This window comes from Bacillus sp. CH_70, from assembly GCF_038007045.1.
Classification (GTDB): Bacteria; Bacillota; Bacilli; order Bacillales; family Bacillaceae_G; genus Bacillus_A; species Bacillus_A cereus.
On sequence record NZ_JBBOWL010000002.1, the window covers coordinates 284,885 to 302,392 of the forward strand.

A 17,508-nucleotide genomic window follows, 5' to 3' on the forward strand; every position below is an offset into this window, starting at 1 on the left:
TCAATAAATTATTCATAAGTTAAGATCTTACTTCATTGTAGGATGAGTGACATTCAAAGTAAAAAGAGCACTTTTTAAAAGTGCTCTTTTTAAGGTGTGTATTAGGACTTGAAAGAGGCATCAATGAAATGTAGAAGGAGATATCTCTATACAACATATGGAGGTACTATGGAAGGGTGACGATAAAAAATAAAGGAGATAATTCTTTTTAGCGACTTAAGATGTAGTCAATTGTATTACATAATTTTATGAGTAATATTGTAGTGTCTTGCATGTGGATATTAAATGTCTAATAATCAAATTAGTCAAATACTTTTCTACCGGTGCTTTATCAAGGTTGATTAGCTCGTAAGTATGAAGCGTTACGCTATAAGATAGAAATACTTACAAATTTTAAAAGAATTCCATTTGTGTACCAAGAAGCAAAATATATTTATGATAAAATATAGAAAAAGATGATTAAGAAGGGACAATTAAAGTGAAACCAACAATTTATGATGTTGCGGAAAAAGCAGGTGTATCAATAGCAACTGTATCCAAGGTAATTAATCAAACTGGTCGTATTAGTGAAAAAACAATAAACAAAGTAAATCAGATAATGGATGAATTAGATTACCAGCCTAGTAGTGTAGCAGCAGCGTTAACAGGTAAAAAAACATATACAATTGGGGTACTTGTCCCAGATATCTCAAACCCATTTTTTGCAGAAGTAGCAAGAGCTTTTGAAAATAGTGCACGAGAATCAGGGTATACACTCATTTTATGTAGTACAGACCATCAAACAAAACGTGAGCATGAATACATTGATTTATTATTTAAAAAGCAAGTAGATGGCATTATTATTGCGACGGAACTAAATGATTATAAACTTGTTAAAAAAATCGTGAATCGAGATTTGCCACTTGTTTTATTCACTGTAGATCATCCATCCATCACGACTCATGTTGTGACAACTGATGATATGAGGGGAGGCTATCTAGCTGGAAATTATCTGACGCAGAAAGGCCATACATCTTTAACGATTATGATGGAGAAGGATAGAAAAAGTAGCTTAGGGAGACTGAATGGTTTTAAACAAGCTCTTATGGATTCAGAGATATCATTAGATGATGCTGCTATCGTTAGTTGCTATTCGACAGTGGAAGATAGTAAACGTGCAAGTAAGGAATTACTTAATTTGCCTAACAGGCCTACAGCGGTTTTTGCTTGTACAGATTTGATTGCTATATGCCTTATGAATGAAGCAAGAAAACAAGGGCTTTCAATTCCAGAAGATTTATCAATTATCGGATTTGATAATACAATCTATGCTGAGATTGCAGATCCAGGGTTAACAACAATTGAACAGCCAATTAAACAAATGGCAGCCTGTACGTTTGAACAACTGCTAAAAACGATGGAAATGAAGGAGCATGCTAAGCAAAAAATTACAATTATTCCTCAGTTAGTAGAGCGATCCTCAGTAAAGGATATTACATGATAGATTTTTTATAAGCCTATTTGAATGTAACAAAAGAAGGTCATCGTAACTAAGTATAGTTAGGATGACCTTCTTTTATATATAGGATTTATACAGAGAATTGCTCACCGCTTTTCGTATTTAAATCCTGCTTCATCTCATTTTCCTTTGGAATAGTAAGGAAATGAGTTAAAAATGCACCAAAGAAGTACAAGCCAGCAAAAATCCACATCACGCCGCCTACACCTAATGGGCCGATGAATGCAGTTACAACTAATGGCCCAACGAATGCTGATAAACCTGAACCTAAATTTAAGACAGACATTGCAGCTCCTTTATTTTCAGGAGATAAAGATGGGACTAATGCTGTAAGAGGTACATAGCCGGCAAGTGTTGCTCCGTAGCAACAGGCAACAAATAATACAGCCCAATAATTATGTCCTACCATTTGTGGTACATAATAGAGTGCAAGAGTTACAATTCCGCAACCGACTCCCCCGAACCATTTAATCGTATTTACCCAGCCAAATTTGTCTCCAACAATACCAAAAATAATATTAAACACCATATTTACAAAGAATAGAGTACCCCAAATTTGAAGCCATTCAGTCATCGTAAAATTATATTTCATCATATAGGTAGGCAGGAAAACAACAAATCCAAACTGAGCGGCTGAATTTATAATTTTGACAATACCACCTATACCAACTTTAGGGTTTTCAAATGCGATGGTAATGCCTTTTAGTAATTCGCTTGATTTATTAGTGCTTACGGTTTGTGCTTTAAACTTGTCCTTATTTACAACAATTGAGAATAATCCACCGACGACAACAAAAATTAAGGCGCTCCATAAAGTAGCGATTTCTCCGATTTTAGGAACCATATAGCTAGAATAAAAGGCCCCTATAACACTAAGCCCAAGCTGGAATACGAACCAGAACCAGCCAACTGCTCTTGAAAGCATTTGCTGAGGAGTACTGTAAGATACCCAAACTAGAAAAGAATAAGCAAATAAGGGATAACCAAACCCTCGTAGGGCATAGCAAATTAATATTACGGGATAATTCATATGTTGAATTCCAATACCGATGAATCCGATTGAACCTAAAATGAATGATACTAAACCAAACGTCATGACTTTTCTTGGTCCCCACATTTGTACAAATACCCCTGAAAACCAAGAAGAAGCAGATACAGTAATTCCGTAAATAGTAAACAAGAAAGCAGCGTGTTCTAGCGTTAGTCCTTTTTCAACGAGATAAGGGGATAACCATCCCTGTTCTAAACCATCCCCAATCATAAAAACAATAATCCCTATGTATCCCCAAGTTAAATTAGAAGGGATCCCAATCCTGTCCATAAATGTTTTGTTTGAACTAATAGCGTTCATTCTCCCACCACCGATAAGTTATTTTTGGTTAAGCGCTTAATTATTTTTGATAAAAAAAGTATACGCTTACATTGTGAGGTCGTCAATTTAATTTTTTGACAATTTACAACTTTCTTTTATAGAGGCATTCTATTTACTTATTGGACAATAAAATAATAGTGAGTATGAAAAGAAAGAAATACCTTATAGATGGGGGTTACTATTTAAAAGGCTTGGTTTTCTTTGTTATATCAGTATTTTAAAAGAATATATTTATAGCTTTTTAGATTATTTATTTCTAATTATTATTCTTTATTTTTATGTAATACGTTTATTGAAGGAACTTAAAATTCGGATGAAAAGGTAAGTATTCAAAAAAATAAAAATGTTTTCAATTTAGAATCAAGTGTGTATAATGAAGAAAAATAGGGAAAGCGCTTAACTTAAATAATTACGCTAAACCTTATAGACTTTCATTTTTTTCTTAAATTTAAATAAAGAGGGAGAAATCATATGAATGTTTTAACTATTGGGATTATTGGTGCTGGACGAATTGGGAAACTGCATGTAGATAATTTGCAGCTGATGCCACAAGTAAAAATTAAAGCGGTTTCAGATGTCGTGATTAGTCATCTAGAAAAGTGGGCCGAGGATAAAGGGATTTCCACTCTGACTACAAACTATCAGGATTTATTAGCAGATCCAGAAATTGATGCTGTCTTTATATGTTCACCAACAAATACACATGCTCAAATTATTAAAGAAGCGGCTCTTGCGAAAAAACATATTTTCTGTGAAAAGCCTGTTAGTTTCTCGGTAGAAGAAACATTAGATGCATTAGAAGTAGTAAAAGAACAAGGAGTATCTCTTCAAGTAGGCTTTAACCGACGTTTCGACCCTAACTTCAGAAAAGTCTATGATCTTATTCAACAAGGAGAAGTGGGACACCCACATATTTTAAAAATTACGTCTAGAGATCCACAACCGCCAAGTATAGAATATGTTCGCTCTTCAGGTGGATTGTTTATGGATATGATGATTCATGATTTTGATATGGCTAGGTATGTGATGAATAGTGAAGTCGTTGAAGTATTTGCATATGGAACAACATTAATTAATCCATCCATTCAGGAAGTAAATGATATTGATACAGCAATTGTCACATTAAAGTTTGCGAATGGAGCTTTAGGGGTAATTGATAATAGCCGCCAAGCTGTTTATGGATATGACCAGCGTGTGGAAGTGTTTGGTGAAAAAGGCGCGGTTGCTGCGGATAATTGTTGCCCGACAACAGTACAAGTTTCTAAAACAGAAGGTGTTGTAAAAGATAAGCCACTTTATTTCTTCTTAGAGCGTTACACGCAGGCTTACATTGAGGAAGTAACACAATTTACAAAGTCAATTATAGAAGGACAAGCTATTATCTGCAGTGGTAATGATGGGTTACAAGCAGAGCGAATTGCGAAAGCTGCGAAGGAATCTTTGCTAACAGGAAAACCTGTCCAAATTGAACATAAACAGCCTGCAGTGAACTACTCGCCACTTAGCAAAGCTTGAAGTGGGAGCTTCTCAGTTCCACGACGAGAGTAACTTTTCGTCTCCCTGAGCGTTACTTTGGGGTGTTCCACCCCTAGATGTTCAACGCATGGATGCTCTTTTGGTACGGTTGATATTTTACGCAGGAACCGAATGGCTTGGTTTTCGCACTCTATTTTCTTCCTGCAACCTTCTATATCAAGTTATCAAAGAACTTCATATAGCTAGTTTATCAAAAGTTTTTGGCTATGCCAAACCGAAATTCATCTCCCACCTATCGTTGGGCTAAGCCCTTCACACGCTTGAGGAAGGAGAATTCTTTCGGGGAATACGTTAAATCAATAAAGAGAGCGCTTACTTCTAGATAGATAAAGAGTTATGAATAGTAGGTTTATAAAAAATATGAACCATATCATTCACTCTTTCATAAAGCATGGGAGGTAGAAATAATGAATCCACTTATTTTTAAAGAAGATTGTCCATTAGATCTAATTGCAGTTGGACGTTTATGCGTTGATTTAAATGCCAATGAAACACAACGTCCTATGGAAGAAACAAGAACGTTTACTAAGTATGTGGGGGGATCTCCTGCGAATATCGCAATTGGTGCAGCGCGTCTTGGCTTACAAACAGGATTTATCGGTAAAGTGTCCGATGATCAAATGGGCCGCTTTATTACAGGGTACCTAAAGGGTAACAATATTAATACAGATCAGATATGTATCGACCGTACAGGTGCAGTGACAGGTCTAGCATTTACAGAAATTAAAAGCCCTGAAGATTGCAGTATTTTAATGTACCGCGACAATGTCGCAGATTTAAATCTTGATCCAACAGAAGTATCTGAGGACTATATTAAACAATCAAAAGCACTCTTAATTTCAGGAACAGCTTTAGCGAAAAGTCCTTCTCGCGAGGCGGTATTTTTAGCACTAGAATATGCGCGTAAGCATAATGTAGTTGTATTTTTTGATGTGGATTACCGCCCTTATACATGGCAGTCAGAAGCTGAAACGGCTGTGTATTACAATCTAGCGGCTGAAAAATCTGATGTCATTATTGGAACGCGTGAAGAATTCGATATGATGGAAAAACTATTAAACTATGAACAGTCTAATGACCAAGTTACGGCTGAAAGATGGTTTTCTCATCATGCGAAAATAGTTGTAATTAAACATGGCGGGGATGGTTCAATCGCTTATACGAGAGACGGCCAATCACACCCAGGCGGTATCTTTAAAACAAAGGTATTAAAGACGTTTGGTGCTGGCGACTCGTATGCATCTGCGTTTATTTATGGCCTAATGCAAGGGCTTGAAATTCCTCAGGCGATGCGATTAGGTGGTGCTTCTGCTTCAATTGTTATTTCAAAACATAGCTGTTCTGATGCAATGCCAACAAGGGCAGAGATTTCTACATTCATGGAAACGGCTGAGGAAATTGTATAGAAACATCATAAACCATTAATTAAGCAAGGGCGTATCTTATATACGCTTCTACATTACATAAAAGGGAGAGAATGAATATGACAGTACAAACAGCACAAATTGTAAAAAACTACATTGGCGGCGAATGGGTAGAATCTATTTCAACTAAGATGGAAGCTGTATACAATCCAGCAACAGGGGAAGTAATCGCCCAGGTACCACTTTCAACAAAAGCAGATGTTGAACAAGCTGTATTAGCAGCAAATGAAGCGTTCAAGTCTTGGTCTAAAACTGCTGTACCAAAACGTGCTCGTATTCTATTTAAATATCAACAATTATTAGTAGATAACTGGGAAGAGTTAGCGAAACTCATTACGATTGAAAACGGAAAAAGCTATAACGAGGCTTACGGTGAAGTTCTTCGTGGTATTGAGTGCGTGGAGTTTGCAGCGGGTGCTCCTACATTAATGATGGGAAAACAGCTTCCTGATATTGCAACAGGTATTGAGTCTGGTATGTATCGTTACCCAATTGGTGTTATAGGCGGGATTACACCTTTTAACTTCCCAATGATGGTTCCATGCTGGATGTTCCCACTTGCGATTGCTTGCGGTAATACATTTGTGTTAAAACCTTCAGAGCGCACGCCACTTCTAGCAGCAAAATTAGCAGAATTAGCTGAAGAAGCTGGTTTACCTAAAGGTGTATTAAATATCGTAAATGGTGCACACGATGTAGTAAATGGTCTTCTGGAACATAAATTAGTGAAGGCAATTTCATTTGTAGGTTCTCAGCCTGTCGCAGAATATGTATACAAAAAAGGAACAGAAAACTTAAAACGAGTTCAAGCGCTAGCGGGCGCAAAAAACCATTCCATTGTATTAAATGATGCGAATCTTGAGCTAGCAACAAAGCAAATTATTAGTGCTGCATTCGGTTCAGCTGGCGAGCGTTGTATGGCTGCTTCTGTTGTTACAGTAGAAGAAGAAATTGCAGATCAATTAGTTGGAAGACTCTTAGAAGAAGCAAATAAAATCGTAATCGGCAATGGTCTTGATGAAGATGTATTTTTAGGACCAGTTATTCGTGATAACCATAAAGAGCGTACAATTGGTTACATCGATTCAGGTGTAGAGCAGGGCGCTACATTAGTTCGTGATGGACGCGAAGATACAGCTGTAAAAGGAGCTGGTTACTTCGTTGGCCCAACAATTTTTGACCATGTTACAAAAGAAATGAAAATCTGGCAAGATGAGATTTTTGCTCCTGTTTTATCCATTGTTCGTGTGAAATCATTAGATGAAGCGATTGAAATTGCGAATGAATCTCGCTTTGCAAATGGTGCATGCATTTATACAGATAGCGGAGCAAGTGTACGTCAATTCCGTGAAACAATTGAATCAGGTATGTTAGGTGTGAATGTTGGGGTTCCAGCACCGATGGCATTCTTCCCGTTCTCTGGCTGGAAAGACTCTTTCTATGGTGATCTTCATGCGAATGGTACTGACGGCGTTGAGTTTTATACGAGAAAGAAAATGCTTACATCTCGTTGGGAAAAGTAATCATGAAGAGAGAAGTAGAATCTTTCTAGTTGTTTGTAAGCGAAAGTAACGAAGGTAGTAAAACATAAGAAGGAAGTATTAGGAGTCTATCAAATTCCTGATACTCCTTTTTCATATGCAGAATGACTGATAGAGATGGAAAGGAGTAAACAATATGCAAACTGTTAGAATGACGACGGCGCAAGCTTTGGTGAGATTTTTGAATCAGCAATACGTAGAGTTTGATGGAAAGCAACAAAAGTTTATTAAGGGAATCTTTACGATTTTTGGTCATGGAAATGTAGTTGGCCTAGGTCAAGCTTTAGAAGAAGACGCAGGAGAATTAGAAGTATATCAAGGTAGAAATGAACAAGGAATGGCAAATGCTGCGATGGCTTTTGCAAAACAAAAACATAGAAAACAAATTATGGCATGTACTTCTTCTGTTGGTCCTGGATCAGCAAATATGATTACCTCTGCTGCAACAGCTTCTGCAAATAATATTCCCGTTTTACTACTTCCAGGTGATGTATTTGCAACGAGACAACCTGATCCTGTTCTTCAACAAATTGAACAAACACATGACTTATCTATTTCTACGAACGATGCTTTTCGTGCGGTAAGTAAGTACTGGGACCGGATAAATCGTCCTGAACAATTGATGACAGCTATGATTCAAGCCATGCGTGTTTTAACGAATCCGGCAGATACAGGAGCTGTAACAATTTGCTTACCACAAGATGTCCAAGGGGAAGCATGGGATTTTCCGACTTACTTCTTCCAAAAGCGCGTTCACCGTATTGAGCGTCGCCTACCTACCAAAGCCAGCTTAGCGGATGCGGTTGAAATGATTAAGAGAAAGAAAAAGCCAGTTATGATTTGCGGTGGTGGTATAAGATACGCAGAAGCGGCAGAAGAACTCAAACAGTTTGCTGAAACATTCCGCATTCCATTTGGAGAAACGCAAGCTGGGAAAAGCGCGATAGAAAGCAATCATCCATATAATCTTGGCGGCATTGGGGTAACTGGGAATTTAGCAGCTAATACAATTGCAAAGGAAGCCGATCTTGTTATTGGAATCGGGACAAGATTTACTGATTTTACAACGGCATCTAAACAATTGTTCCAGAATAAAGAGGTTGAGTTTTTAAACATCAACATTTCGGAATTTCATGCGAACAAACTTGATGCATTGAAGGTTATAGCGGATGCAAAAGAAGGACTTCTTGCTCTAATAGATGAACTGCAAGCAATTGAGTATCAATCTAGTTACACAGTAGAAATCACTGATGCAAAAGAGGCTTGGGAAACAGAATTAGCACGTCTACATAATATTCGCTTTACAGGTCAAGGTTTCACGCCAGAAGTTGAAGGTCATTTCGATGAGAATTTAAATGAGTATGTAGACGCACTTGGTACAGAATTAACACAGACTGCCGTCATTGGACAAATCAATACATTACTTGACGAAGATTCGATTATTGTTGGTGCAGCAGGAAGTCTTCCAGGTGATTTACAAAGAATGTGGGCACCTAGAAAACCTAATACATATCACATGGAGTATGGATACTCTTGTATGGGTTATGAGGTTGCCGGCGCGCTTGGTGCAAAGCTAGCTGAACCATCGAAGGAAGTATATGCAATGGTAGGGGATGGAAGTTACCAAATGCTACATTCTGAGCTTGTCACAAGTCTTCAAGAAAACAAAAAAATTAATGTTTTATTGTTTGATAACTCTGGATTTGGCTGCATTAATAACTTACAAATGGGTAATGGAATGGGGAGCTTCGGAACAGAGTTTCGTTACCGAAACCAGGAAACTCGTAAATTAAACGGGGCTATTATGAAAATAGATTTTGCAGCTAGCGCGGCTGGATATGGCGTAAAAACGTATCAAGTTACATCAATGGAACAATTACAGGAAGCGCTTAAGGATGCGAAAAAACAAACAGTTTCTACATTAATTGATATTAAAGTATTACCAAAAACAATGACAAATGGATACGATTCATGGTGGCATGTAGGTGTTGCAGAGGTATCTAATAGTCAAAGTGTACAAGCTGCGTACGAGGATAAAATAAGCAACTTGCAACAGGCAAGGTCTTATTAGATTAGAGCACAAAGAGAGCTTTTTATCTACATGCATATTGATTAGGAAGCTCTCTTTTTAATGACCAGTTAAGAGAATTTGGCGAAATTCTATCACATTTTGTAAAGAGGAGAGACAAGGGGATGTTCAAAGAAAATGCAATTAAACTTGGAATTGCACCAATTGCTTGGACAAATGATGATATGCCGGAGCTAGGAGCAGAAAATACGTTTGAACAATGTATTAGTGAGATGGCACTAGCTGGATTTAATGGAAGTGAAGTAGGGAATAAATACCCGAGAAATACAGTTGTATTAAAAAAATCTTTGGAATTACGAAACTTGGAGATTGCTAGTGCATGGTTTAGTACGTTTTTAACAACGAATCCGATTGAAGAGACGGTAGAAGAATTTATTAAGCATAGGGATTTCTTACATGATATGGGTGCAAAAGTCATCGTTGTTTCAGAGCAAGGGCATAGTATTCAAGGTTTAATGGATGCACCACTATTTAAAAATAAGCCTGTTTTTACAGAAGAAGAGTGGGAAAAGCTAGCGGATGGGTTACATCACCTCGGTAAATTAGCTCAGGAAAAGGGGCTACATATTGTATACCATCACCATATGGGTACGGGTGTTCAAACAACGGCAGAAATTGAAAAGTTAATGGATATGACGAATCCAGAGCTTGTATCCCTTCTTTTTGATACAGGTCATCTTGCTTTTTCAGGAGAAGAGCCACTGTATATTTTGAAAAAATATTTACCTCGCATTAAACATGTACATTTAAAAGATATTCGCCAGGAAGTAGTAGATGCTGTAAAGGAAAACGAATTAAGCTTCTTACAGGCAGTGAAGAATGGTGCATTTACAGTTCCGGGAGATGGCGTAATTGTATTTGATGAAGTGTTTACTACCCTTGCAAACTCTGATTATAAGGGTTGGTTTGTGGTAGAAGCAGAGCAAGACCCGTCTCTAGCGAATCCTTTTGAATACGCATTAAAAGCTCGAAAATTTATACAAGAAAAAGCAGGTTTGTAATTTAAGCGTTTTAAGATTATCCCTAAGTAAATGGTATGGTAATCAACATGTCTTCTTAAAAAAGGGGTAAAAAGACGAGAAGGTTGATTTTACATTTAATAAATAATATTGAAAAAGGTGAATGTGTAATGCCATTAGTTAAAATGAAGGATATTTTAATAAAGGCAAATCAAGAGAATTATGGGGTTGGTGCTTTTAGTGTCGCTAATATGGAAATGGTAATGGGAGCTATTCAAGCAGCTGAAGAGTTACGTTCCCCGCTCATTCTACAAATTGCGGAAGTTCGTTTGAATCATTCGCCCATTCATATAATTGGTCCTTTGATGGTAGCTGCAGCGAAAAAAGCAACTGTTCCAGTAGCAGTTCACTTTGATCACGGTATGACGTTTGGAAAAATTAAAGAGACATTAGAAATTGGTTTTAGTTCGATTATGTTTGATGGCTCTCACTATCCATTAGAAGAGAATATCCAAAGGACAAAAGAAGTTGTGGAGCTTGCGAAACAGTACGGAGCGACAGTAGAGGCTGAGATTGGCAGAGTAGGTGGTAGTGAGGACGGATCAGAAGATATTGAAATGATGCTGACAAGTACTAAAGAAGCAAAAAGATTTGCAGAAGAAACAGCTGTTGATGCGTTAGCTGTTGCGATTGGAAATGCGCACGGGATGTACAATGGAGACCCTGATTTACGATTAGACCGCTTGCAGGAGATTAATGGGATAGTCGATATTCCTTTAGTATTACATGGTGGGTCTGGCATTAGCCCAGAGGATTTCAAGCAATGTATTCAACATGGTGTTCGAAAAATTAATGTAGCAACAGCGACGTTTCAGAATATAGTTTCTACGGTTAACACTGCTGTCCTAAATACTCCTTATTCAGATTACTTTATGTATCATCAAGATGTAATTGAGGCCGCATACGAAAACGTTAAAAATCATATGCTCATTTTCGGAAGTGAAAACAAAGCACAACCAGAAAAGGTTTCTTCATTAATTAATAGAAGGAACTCATAATTTAGTTAGCTGACAAAGATAGAGAATGATAGAGTAGCCATTAATTAAAAGGGGGAGAAAGCCGTGTTAGGAAAATTAGGTGAATTAAATGAAGGGTATAATGTATTAACAGAAATGAACGGTCAATGCAGTGATATGTTAATGGATATAGGCATATATAAGATGTCTAATGGAAAAGAAGAGGTGCTATTTGATAATAAGAATGAAACGGCAGTACTTTTACTAGAAGGGGCAATACGTTTAGAGTGGGATGGAATGGAAAAAGTTATTCAAAGGCAGTCTGTTTTTGAAGAAAACCCTTGGTGTTTACATGTGGCTAAAAATGTGAAGGTTACAATTACTGCTCTTTCAGATAGTGAAGTGCTTGTCCAAAAAACAGATAATGACCAAGAATTTGCGTCAAAGTTATATACTCCAAATGATTGTCAAAGTGTCGTAGCTGGAGAAGGCGTATGGGAGGGAACAGCGCAGCGTGTTATTCGTACAATTTTTGACTATAACAATGCAGCATATTCTAACATGGTTGTAGGAGAAGTTATTTCTTATCCAGGGAGATGGTCCAGTTATCCACCGCATCACCATGATCAACCGGAGGTATATTATTATCGCTTTAACAAGCCACAGGGATTTGGATGTGCAATGGTTGGTGAGGATGCTTATCGCGTTGTACATAATAGTTTTATTACAATTCCGGGTGAGCTAGACCATCCGCAAGCAACTGCGCCTGGATATGCAATGTATTTTTGTTGGATGATTCGACATCTTGAGAATAACCCATGGAATGATCGTATCATGGAGGAAGACCACAAGTGGTTATTAGAACCAAATGCGAAAATTTGGCCAGAAAAAGAATAGATGAAAATAAATACAAGCACTCCTATTGTTAGTGATAGGGTGCTCTTTTTTCTGTTTATGCGCATAAAGGAAAATCCTTCTTACTGTTACCGTCGGATTATCGTCCTGCACACATTTGAAGAAGGAGAATTTCTATCTAATAAAATAAGATAAGATTTGATATTTTCTTAGTTTTGGTTAGGTAAGTTTATATACTTAAAGTAAAGGGCTTAATTTCAATTAAGGAGGAGGATAATTTGGAGGTATATAACTCAGCTGCTCCTGCACAAACAAATAATGAAGAGTTACCATTCGATATTTCTTGGATGACCGATTGGATTGTAGACTGGTTTGGTTCTTTGTTTAATGGCGACAGTAATGTAATAAAAGATGGGGGAGATAAAATAGATGGTGCAGTCCATGCGAGTGTGCCTGCATTCTTTGATGTTATTTTCCTTATACTTTCTGTAGTAATTTTAATATCATTATTAGTTTTTGGGGCTTCGTTATGGTTTAAACATATAAAGTGGAAAAAAAGATCTATATATTTAGGAGTAGGTTCATTTATCCTCATACTTTTAATAAGGATTCTACCAGTGTTAATGTTGACAACACGTTCTTTTGATTTTCAAACTTTTATGAGTAATATGGTGGGCTTAATTACTTCTATAATTTTAGGAACAGCTGTATTAATGTTTTTGATATCTTTAGCATTAGGTATGCTTTATAAGAAGTTTGAACATCCCAAATATGGAAAATGGAGTTCAAGTTTGAGATATAGTTCAATTTTTATATTTGTAATGACATTGCTAGTACCGGCCTTACTGCGCCATTTATAATTTTGGTTTATATAAGGAGATAGAGGAATAGTGAAGGTAACATCTATATTTATTCCTTCTATATATACTAGTACTTATTCTCCTTTAGGCTTCTAATTTAAATCTAATAAGTTAAAAAGCTTTTTGTGTATGAGGTTTTGGTAAGGGAGGATGAGTATTAGTGACTACGTTCATTGTAATGGTTAGTATTTTCTTAATTCTATTCGTGATTGGTCCTAAAGCGACTAAGAGAAAAGAAGAAAAAGATAGAATAGAAAAAGAACATAAGCAGAAAATGGAGGCTTTAGAAGAAGAAAAGTTGGATTTTGATATTAATGGAAGCAAAGTAAGGTTACATAAAAAGCCTAAATTAAAGAAAAGTATATATAAAATAAAGAGTAACAGATAGCTTTTTAATTAAAAGGGGAAAGGGATAGAATGGACAACGGGTTTCTTTGAACAAAGTAGGGAGCATCATACCGGACAGATTTAGAAGAGTGCTTTAGGGAGTTGGTACAAGAAATATGCGACGAATTAGAAATTGTCATTGTCGCTTTAGAGTGTAACAAAGACCATACACATATGTTTTTAAACACGCTGTCAACATTTAGTCCTTTGATATTATGGCAGAAATCAAAGGACTAACTTCAAAAAATTGAGAGAGGAATTTCCTTACCCTAAACATTTTCCAAGTTTATGGGCATGTAGTTATTTTGTATCTACCGCAGGAAATGTATCGAGTGCAACTTTTAAAAAATATGTAGAAAAACAAAAAACAAGGAGCTGAGAAAGGTGCAAATTAAATGTAGTAATTGCGGATTTGAACAATTTATGAAAGACCATAAATTCAACAGAGAATATAGAGATGACTACAATAATGCCTTGTTTGTTCTGTGTGGGAGAAATGCTTGTGATACTTCTCAAATTAAAATCCCGAGTGGTTATATCAGAAAAATGATGTGGCTTGGCTCGTGGTCAATTGTAAGAGTTATAACTTTAGACGAATACAAAAGTCTTAAAAGAGCCAGACTTCTTAGGGATTTAGTTGTAGAAAAATATAACAATCTGTGACAGAAAAATTAAGCTATTTCCTACAGAAGAACAGGATTTTATCTTAAAGGCTATGGGAAGAGAATATATCTCTACAATCAATGTACTTGTATCTGAAATGGTACAGCAAAGAAAATATATGAGATGAAAGAAGCCATTTGTGATAGAATGGTTCTTTTTGTATTAGAATATTTTCCTATGTTCATTATTTTGTTGCTTGAAGTGAAACTAAATCTAAAGATAGCTACTAATTCTAGAGTGATACCAAAAACTCGAATTACTTTCTTCATGTTCTTCTGTGAATATTCAAAAATAAGTTTCTCAAGTTAAAATATTGTGAATATATTTATAAATGCAAGTATGCCGTGATAATATTTGATAAAAGGGGGTAGGAGCAGATGAGTGTTAACCTCATTTCTAATGAAAAAATCACCAAATTATTAAATGACTGGTATCAAGCTATGATTGCACAACGTGTATTACAGTCTGAAAAGATAAAGGAAGATATTGAAAGTAAAATTAATTATATCAAGGAAGATCAAACAATATTAATGTATTATGCTTTACTAAATGCGCGGTACAGCCTTCTAATTCGTGATACGAAGGGTTCAAAAGATATTTTAGACAAAGTCGAACCTTTACCAGATGAAAATGAAACATTTTTAGAGTACTATTATCATTTATTTAAAGCGATTTACGCCATTAATACGGCCAACAATAGTGAAGCAAGGGTTCATTTTGAAGAAGCTGAAAAGCTTCTAAATTACATGCATGATGAAATTGAAAAAGCAGAATTTAATTATTGGGTTGCTGTTTACTACTACCATATAATGAAACCAATTCAAGCAATTCAATATGCTATGAAGGCAAATGAAATATTTATAAATAATGCAGGATATGAATTGAAAATAGCTGCATGTTTAAATACTTTAGGAATGGCAAACATACGACTAAATGAATTTGAAAGTGCAGAAGAATATTTACTTTCAGCATTAGACACTTTCAAAAAATCAGGTGATGAAATTCTAATTAAACGCGTTAAGCATAATTTAGGACTTTTATATGCAAGTCAAAACATGCCAGAGTTAGCAGTTAAACATTTAGAGAATTCATTAGAGAATAACTTTAAAACTATGTTTCTTTTAGCGAGAGAACATTTCAAGCTAGGAAAGCATACTATTGCTAATGAATATATTGAACAAGGTTATAAGCTTAGTGATGTAGGTTATCGTCATCATTTCGAAATCTTAAGGACATTACATAATAAAGCACCACTCGAAGAATTTGAGAAATTAGTTATAGAAGGTATTTCTTATTTTGAAGCAGAAGAATTATATGAGTGGGTAAAAGAATATGCTTCTCTTTTAGGTGACCAATTCTACAATTCAAAAAATCATGAAAAGGCAAGCAAATATTTACACATTGCTTTAGACGCAGACAAAATAAGCAAAGAAAGAAGGGCGCTAAAATGAAAAAAGCTATCTTATTAATGATGATGTTGTCCACCGTTTTTACTTTTGGTCTTACTAATGTAAAAGACGTACCACAACAAGAATCAATTGAAGTATTTATGGATCATGGGGAACATATTTAACGAATTTCCCGAAAGAATTCTCCTTCCTCAAGCGTGTGAAGGGCGTAGCCCAACGGTAGGTGGGAGATGAATTTCGGTTTGGCGTAGCCAAAAGGTTTTCCTTTTTATTTTGCCTCTGATATAAGCAGTCTTATAAATTATAAAGGCTGGTATATAAATGAAATTAGATAGTAATAACCATTCAGTATTCTTGTTGTATTATCACCTTGTGTTGGTCGTGAAATACAGAAGAAATGTGTTTGATGATGATATGTCAGACTATGCAAAAGATATGTTTGTTCGATTATCTGAAAACTATAACATCACATTAGTTGAATGGAATCATGATGTAGACCATGTTCATATTTTGTTCAAGGCACACCCTAATACAGAAATGACAAAATTCATCAATGCTTATAAAAGTGCAAGTTCTCGACTTATTAAAAGAGACTTTCCACAAGTGAAAAAGAAACTTTGGAAAGAGATGTTTTGGGCAAGAAGTTTTTGCTTGCTAACTACTGGTGGTTCGCCAATAGACGTAGTAAAAACATATATTGAAAGTCAAAGTGAAAAGTGAGGTGAAATGATATGACAAAGCAGAATAAAGCATATAAATTCCGTTTGTATCCAACAAAAGACCAAGCACATCTTATGCGTAAAACCTTCGGTTGTGTACGTTTCGTGTATAACAGAATGTTAGCTGAACGGAAAGAAGCGTATGAAAAACATAAAGATGATAAGGATCAACTAAAGAAACAAAAGCTTCCCACTCCTGCGAAATACAAAGCAGAATTTGAGTGGTTAAAAGAAGTGGATTCATTAGCTTTGGCAAATGCTCAACTAAACTTGCAAACTGCCTATAAAAATTTCTTTCGTGGTCTAAATGACTTCCCAACATTCAAAAGCAAAAAAGACAGAAAGTCTTATACAACGAATGTAGTGAACGGAAATATTATGTTGCTTAACGGTCATATCAAATTGCCAAAACTAAAAATGGTACGTATCAAACAGCATAGAGAAATACCACAAGGCCATATAATCAAGTCATGTACGATTTCTATGACACCTACTGGTAAATACTATGTGTCCATTTTGACTGAATACGAAAAAGAGATCGTACAAAAAGAAGTAGAAACAGTTGTTGGATTAGACTTTGCGATGGATCAATTATACGTCAGTTCTGAGGATGAGAGAGCCAATTATCCTAAGTTCTATCGTGAAATGTTAGACCGATTAGCAAATGCTCAACGAGTATTATCAAGAAGAACAAAAGATTCTATTCGTTGGAATAAACAACGTATCCGTGTAGCTAAATTACATGAAAAAGTAGCGAACCAACGTAAGAACTTCCTTCATCATAAGTCTAAAGAGTTAGCTACTCATTTTGATGTTGTAGCTATTGAAGGTCTAAATATGAAGGGAATATCGCAAGCACTTCATTTTGGAAAAAGCGTTGCTGATAATGCTTGGGGTATGTTCACTTCTTTCTTAGCTTATAAACTAAATGAACAAGGCAAACAGCTTGTGAAAATAGACAAATGGTTTCCTTCCACAAAAACATGTAGCAGTTGTGGAAATGTGAAAAGTATGTCATTGTCTGAGCGAGTCTACTCTTGTATATGCGGTGTAAATCTCGATAGAGATTATAACGCAGCTATCAATATCAAAAATGAAGCAATACGCCTATTAGCGTTAGCATAGATAGCAATAAAATAACCCTTGGAACAAGGGAGTTAGCTCGGCTGTCTTAGGACGA

General features: G+C 36.0%; 15 protein-coding genes and 1 pseudogene. 15 read left to right on the top strand and 1 reads right to left on the bottom strand.

Going from position 1 to position 17,508, the window contains the following annotated elements; genetic code table 11:
- Positions 1–478: 478 nt before the first annotated feature.
- Positions 479–1,480 carry a LacI family DNA-binding transcriptional regulator gene (locus N2V79_RS28415; RefSeq protein WP_340720477.1) on the top strand — a complete coding sequence of 334 codons (1,002 nt, stop codon included), beginning with the start codon at positions 479–481 and terminating at the stop codon, positions 1,478–1,480.
- A gap of 88 nt (positions 1,481–1,568) precedes the next feature.
- Here N2V79_RS28415 and N2V79_RS28420 read toward each other — a convergent pair whose 3' ends face one another.
- Complete coding sequence (locus N2V79_RS28420) at positions 1,569–2,849, bottom strand: MFS transporter (protein WP_340720478.1); 1,281 nt, start codon at positions 2,847–2,849, stop codon at positions 1,569–1,571.
- Positions 2,850–3,341: 492 nt separating this feature from the next.
- On the opposite strand from N2V79_RS28420, the gene iolG reads away from it, so the two are divergent.
- The 14 genes and pseudogenes from iolG (at position 3,342) to N2V79_RS28490 (ending at position 17,453) form a co-directional block, all read left to right on the top strand.
- On the top strand, positions 3,342–4,385 hold the full coding sequence (gene iolG / locus N2V79_RS28425; RefSeq protein WP_340720479.1) for an inositol 2-dehydrogenase: 1,044 nt from the start codon (positions 3,342–3,344) through the stop codon (positions 4,383–4,385).
- Positions 4,386–4,813: 428 nt separating this feature from the next.
- Positions 4,814–5,812 carry a 5-dehydro-2-deoxygluconokinase gene (iolC, locus tag N2V79_RS28430; protein WP_340720480.1) on the top strand — a complete coding sequence of 333 codons (999 nt, stop codon included), beginning with the start codon at positions 4,814–4,816 and terminating at the stop codon, positions 5,810–5,812.
- A gap of 77 nt (positions 5,813–5,889) precedes the next feature.
- Positions 5,890–7,353 carry a CoA-acylating methylmalonate-semialdehyde dehydrogenase gene (locus N2V79_RS28435; RefSeq protein ID WP_340720481.1) on the top strand — a complete coding sequence of 488 codons (1,464 nt, stop codon included), beginning with the start codon at positions 5,890–5,892 and terminating at the stop codon, positions 7,351–7,353.
- A 154-nt stretch (positions 7,354–7,507) separates the two neighbouring features.
- Complete coding sequence (gene iolD, locus N2V79_RS28440) at positions 7,508–9,442, top strand: 3D-(3,5/4)-trihydroxycyclohexane-1,2-dione acylhydrolase (decyclizing) (protein ID WP_340720482.1); 1,935 nt, start codon at positions 7,508–7,510, stop codon at positions 9,440–9,442.
- Positions 9,443–9,564: 122 nt separating this feature from the next.
- Positions 9,565–10,461 (top strand): myo-inosose-2 dehydratase, encoded by an 897-nt coding sequence (gene iolE, locus N2V79_RS28445; RefSeq protein ID WP_340720483.1) that lies wholly within the window; start codon positions 9,565–9,567, stop codon positions 10,459–10,461.
- Positions 10,462–10,589: 128 nt separating this feature from the next.
- Positions 10,590–11,477, top strand: a complete 888-nt coding sequence (locus N2V79_RS28450) for a class II fructose-bisphosphate aldolase (protein ID WP_340720484.1) — start codon at positions 10,590–10,592, stop codon at positions 11,475–11,477.
- A gap of 63 nt (positions 11,478–11,540) precedes the next feature.
- On the top strand, positions 11,541–12,332 hold the full coding sequence (locus N2V79_RS28455) for a 5-deoxy-glucuronate isomerase (protein WP_098630121.1): 792 nt from the start codon (positions 11,541–11,543) through the stop codon (positions 12,330–12,332).
- A 218-nt stretch (positions 12,333–12,550) separates the two neighbouring features.
- Positions 12,551–13,150, top strand: a complete 600-nt coding sequence (locus N2V79_RS28460; RefSeq protein ID WP_340720542.1) for a hypothetical protein — start codon at positions 12,551–12,553, stop codon at positions 13,148–13,150.
- Between the two features lie 160 nt (positions 13,151–13,310).
- Entirely contained in the window at positions 13,311–13,538 is a 228-nt protein-coding gene (locus N2V79_RS28465; RefSeq protein ID WP_071732440.1) for a hypothetical protein, read from the top strand.
- Between the two features lie 74 nt (positions 13,539–13,612).
- Positions 13,613–13,916: pseudogene (tnpA, locus tag N2V79_RS28470) on the top strand (IS200/IS605 family transposase); the annotation flags it as partial.
- Positions 13,917–14,577: 661 nt separating this feature from the next.
- The gene (locus tag N2V79_RS28475) at positions 14,578–15,651 is read left to right on the top strand and encodes a response regulator aspartate phosphatase (protein ID WP_071731142.1); all 1,074 of its coding nucleotides are present in this window, start codon (positions 14,578–14,580) and stop codon (positions 15,649–15,651) included.
- Positions 15,648–15,773, top strand: coding sequence for a hypothetical protein (locus N2V79_RS28480; protein WP_017658030.1), 126 nt, complete (start codon positions 15,648–15,650; stop codon positions 15,771–15,773). Before N2V79_RS28475 ends, N2V79_RS28480 begins: the two co-directional genes overlap by 4 nt.
- Before the next feature lie 157 nt (positions 15,774–15,930).
- A complete protein-coding gene (gene tnpA / locus N2V79_RS28485) occupies positions 15,931–16,329 on the top strand; it encodes an IS200/IS605 family transposase (RefSeq protein ID WP_340720402.1) in 399 nt (132 codons plus the stop codon).
- Between the two features lie 11 nt (positions 16,330–16,340).
- Positions 16,341–17,453: an RNA-guided endonuclease TnpB family protein gene (locus N2V79_RS28490; protein WP_340720401.1), complete on the top strand. Its 1,113-nt coding sequence runs from the start codon at positions 16,341–16,343 to the stop codon at positions 17,451–17,453.
- Positions 17,454–17,508 lie beyond the last annotated feature (55 nt).

Coding starts and splice junctions, on each gene's coding strand:
- iolD (WP_340720482.1), top strand. CDS start 7,508: ATGCAAACTGTTAGAATGACGACGGCGCAAGCTTTGGTGAGATTTTTG.
- N2V79_RS28420 (WP_340720478.1), bottom strand. CDS start 2,849: ATGAACGCTATTAGTTCAAACAAAACATTTATGGACAGGATTGGGATC.
- N2V79_RS28435 (WP_340720481.1), top strand. CDS start 5,890: ATGACAGTACAAACAGCACAAATTGTAAAAAACTACATTGGCGGCGAA.
- N2V79_RS28490 (WP_340720401.1), top strand. CDS start 16,341: ATGACAAAGCAGAATAAAGCATATAAATTCCGTTTGTATCCAACAAAA.
- N2V79_RS28450 (WP_340720484.1), top strand. CDS start 10,590: ATGCCATTAGTTAAAATGAAGGATATTTTAATAAAGGCAAATCAAGAG.
- iolE (WP_340720483.1), top strand. CDS start 9,565: ATGTTCAAAGAAAATGCAATTAAACTTGGAATTGCACCAATTGCTTGG.
- iolG (WP_340720479.1), top strand. CDS start 3,342: ATGAATGTTTTAACTATTGGGATTATTGGTGCTGGACGAATTGGGAAA.
- N2V79_RS28475 (WP_071731142.1), top strand. CDS start 14,578: ATGAGTGTTAACCTCATTTCTAATGAAAAAATCACCAAATTATTAAAT.
- iolC (WP_340720480.1), top strand. CDS start 4,814: ATGAATCCACTTATTTTTAAAGAAGATTGTCCATTAGATCTAATTGCA.
- tnpA (WP_340720402.1), top strand. CDS start 15,931: ATGAAATTAGATAGTAATAACCATTCAGTATTCTTGTTGTATTATCAC.
- N2V79_RS28480 (WP_017658030.1), top strand. CDS start 15,648: ATGAAAAAAGCTATCTTATTAATGATGATGTTGTCCACCGTTTTTACT.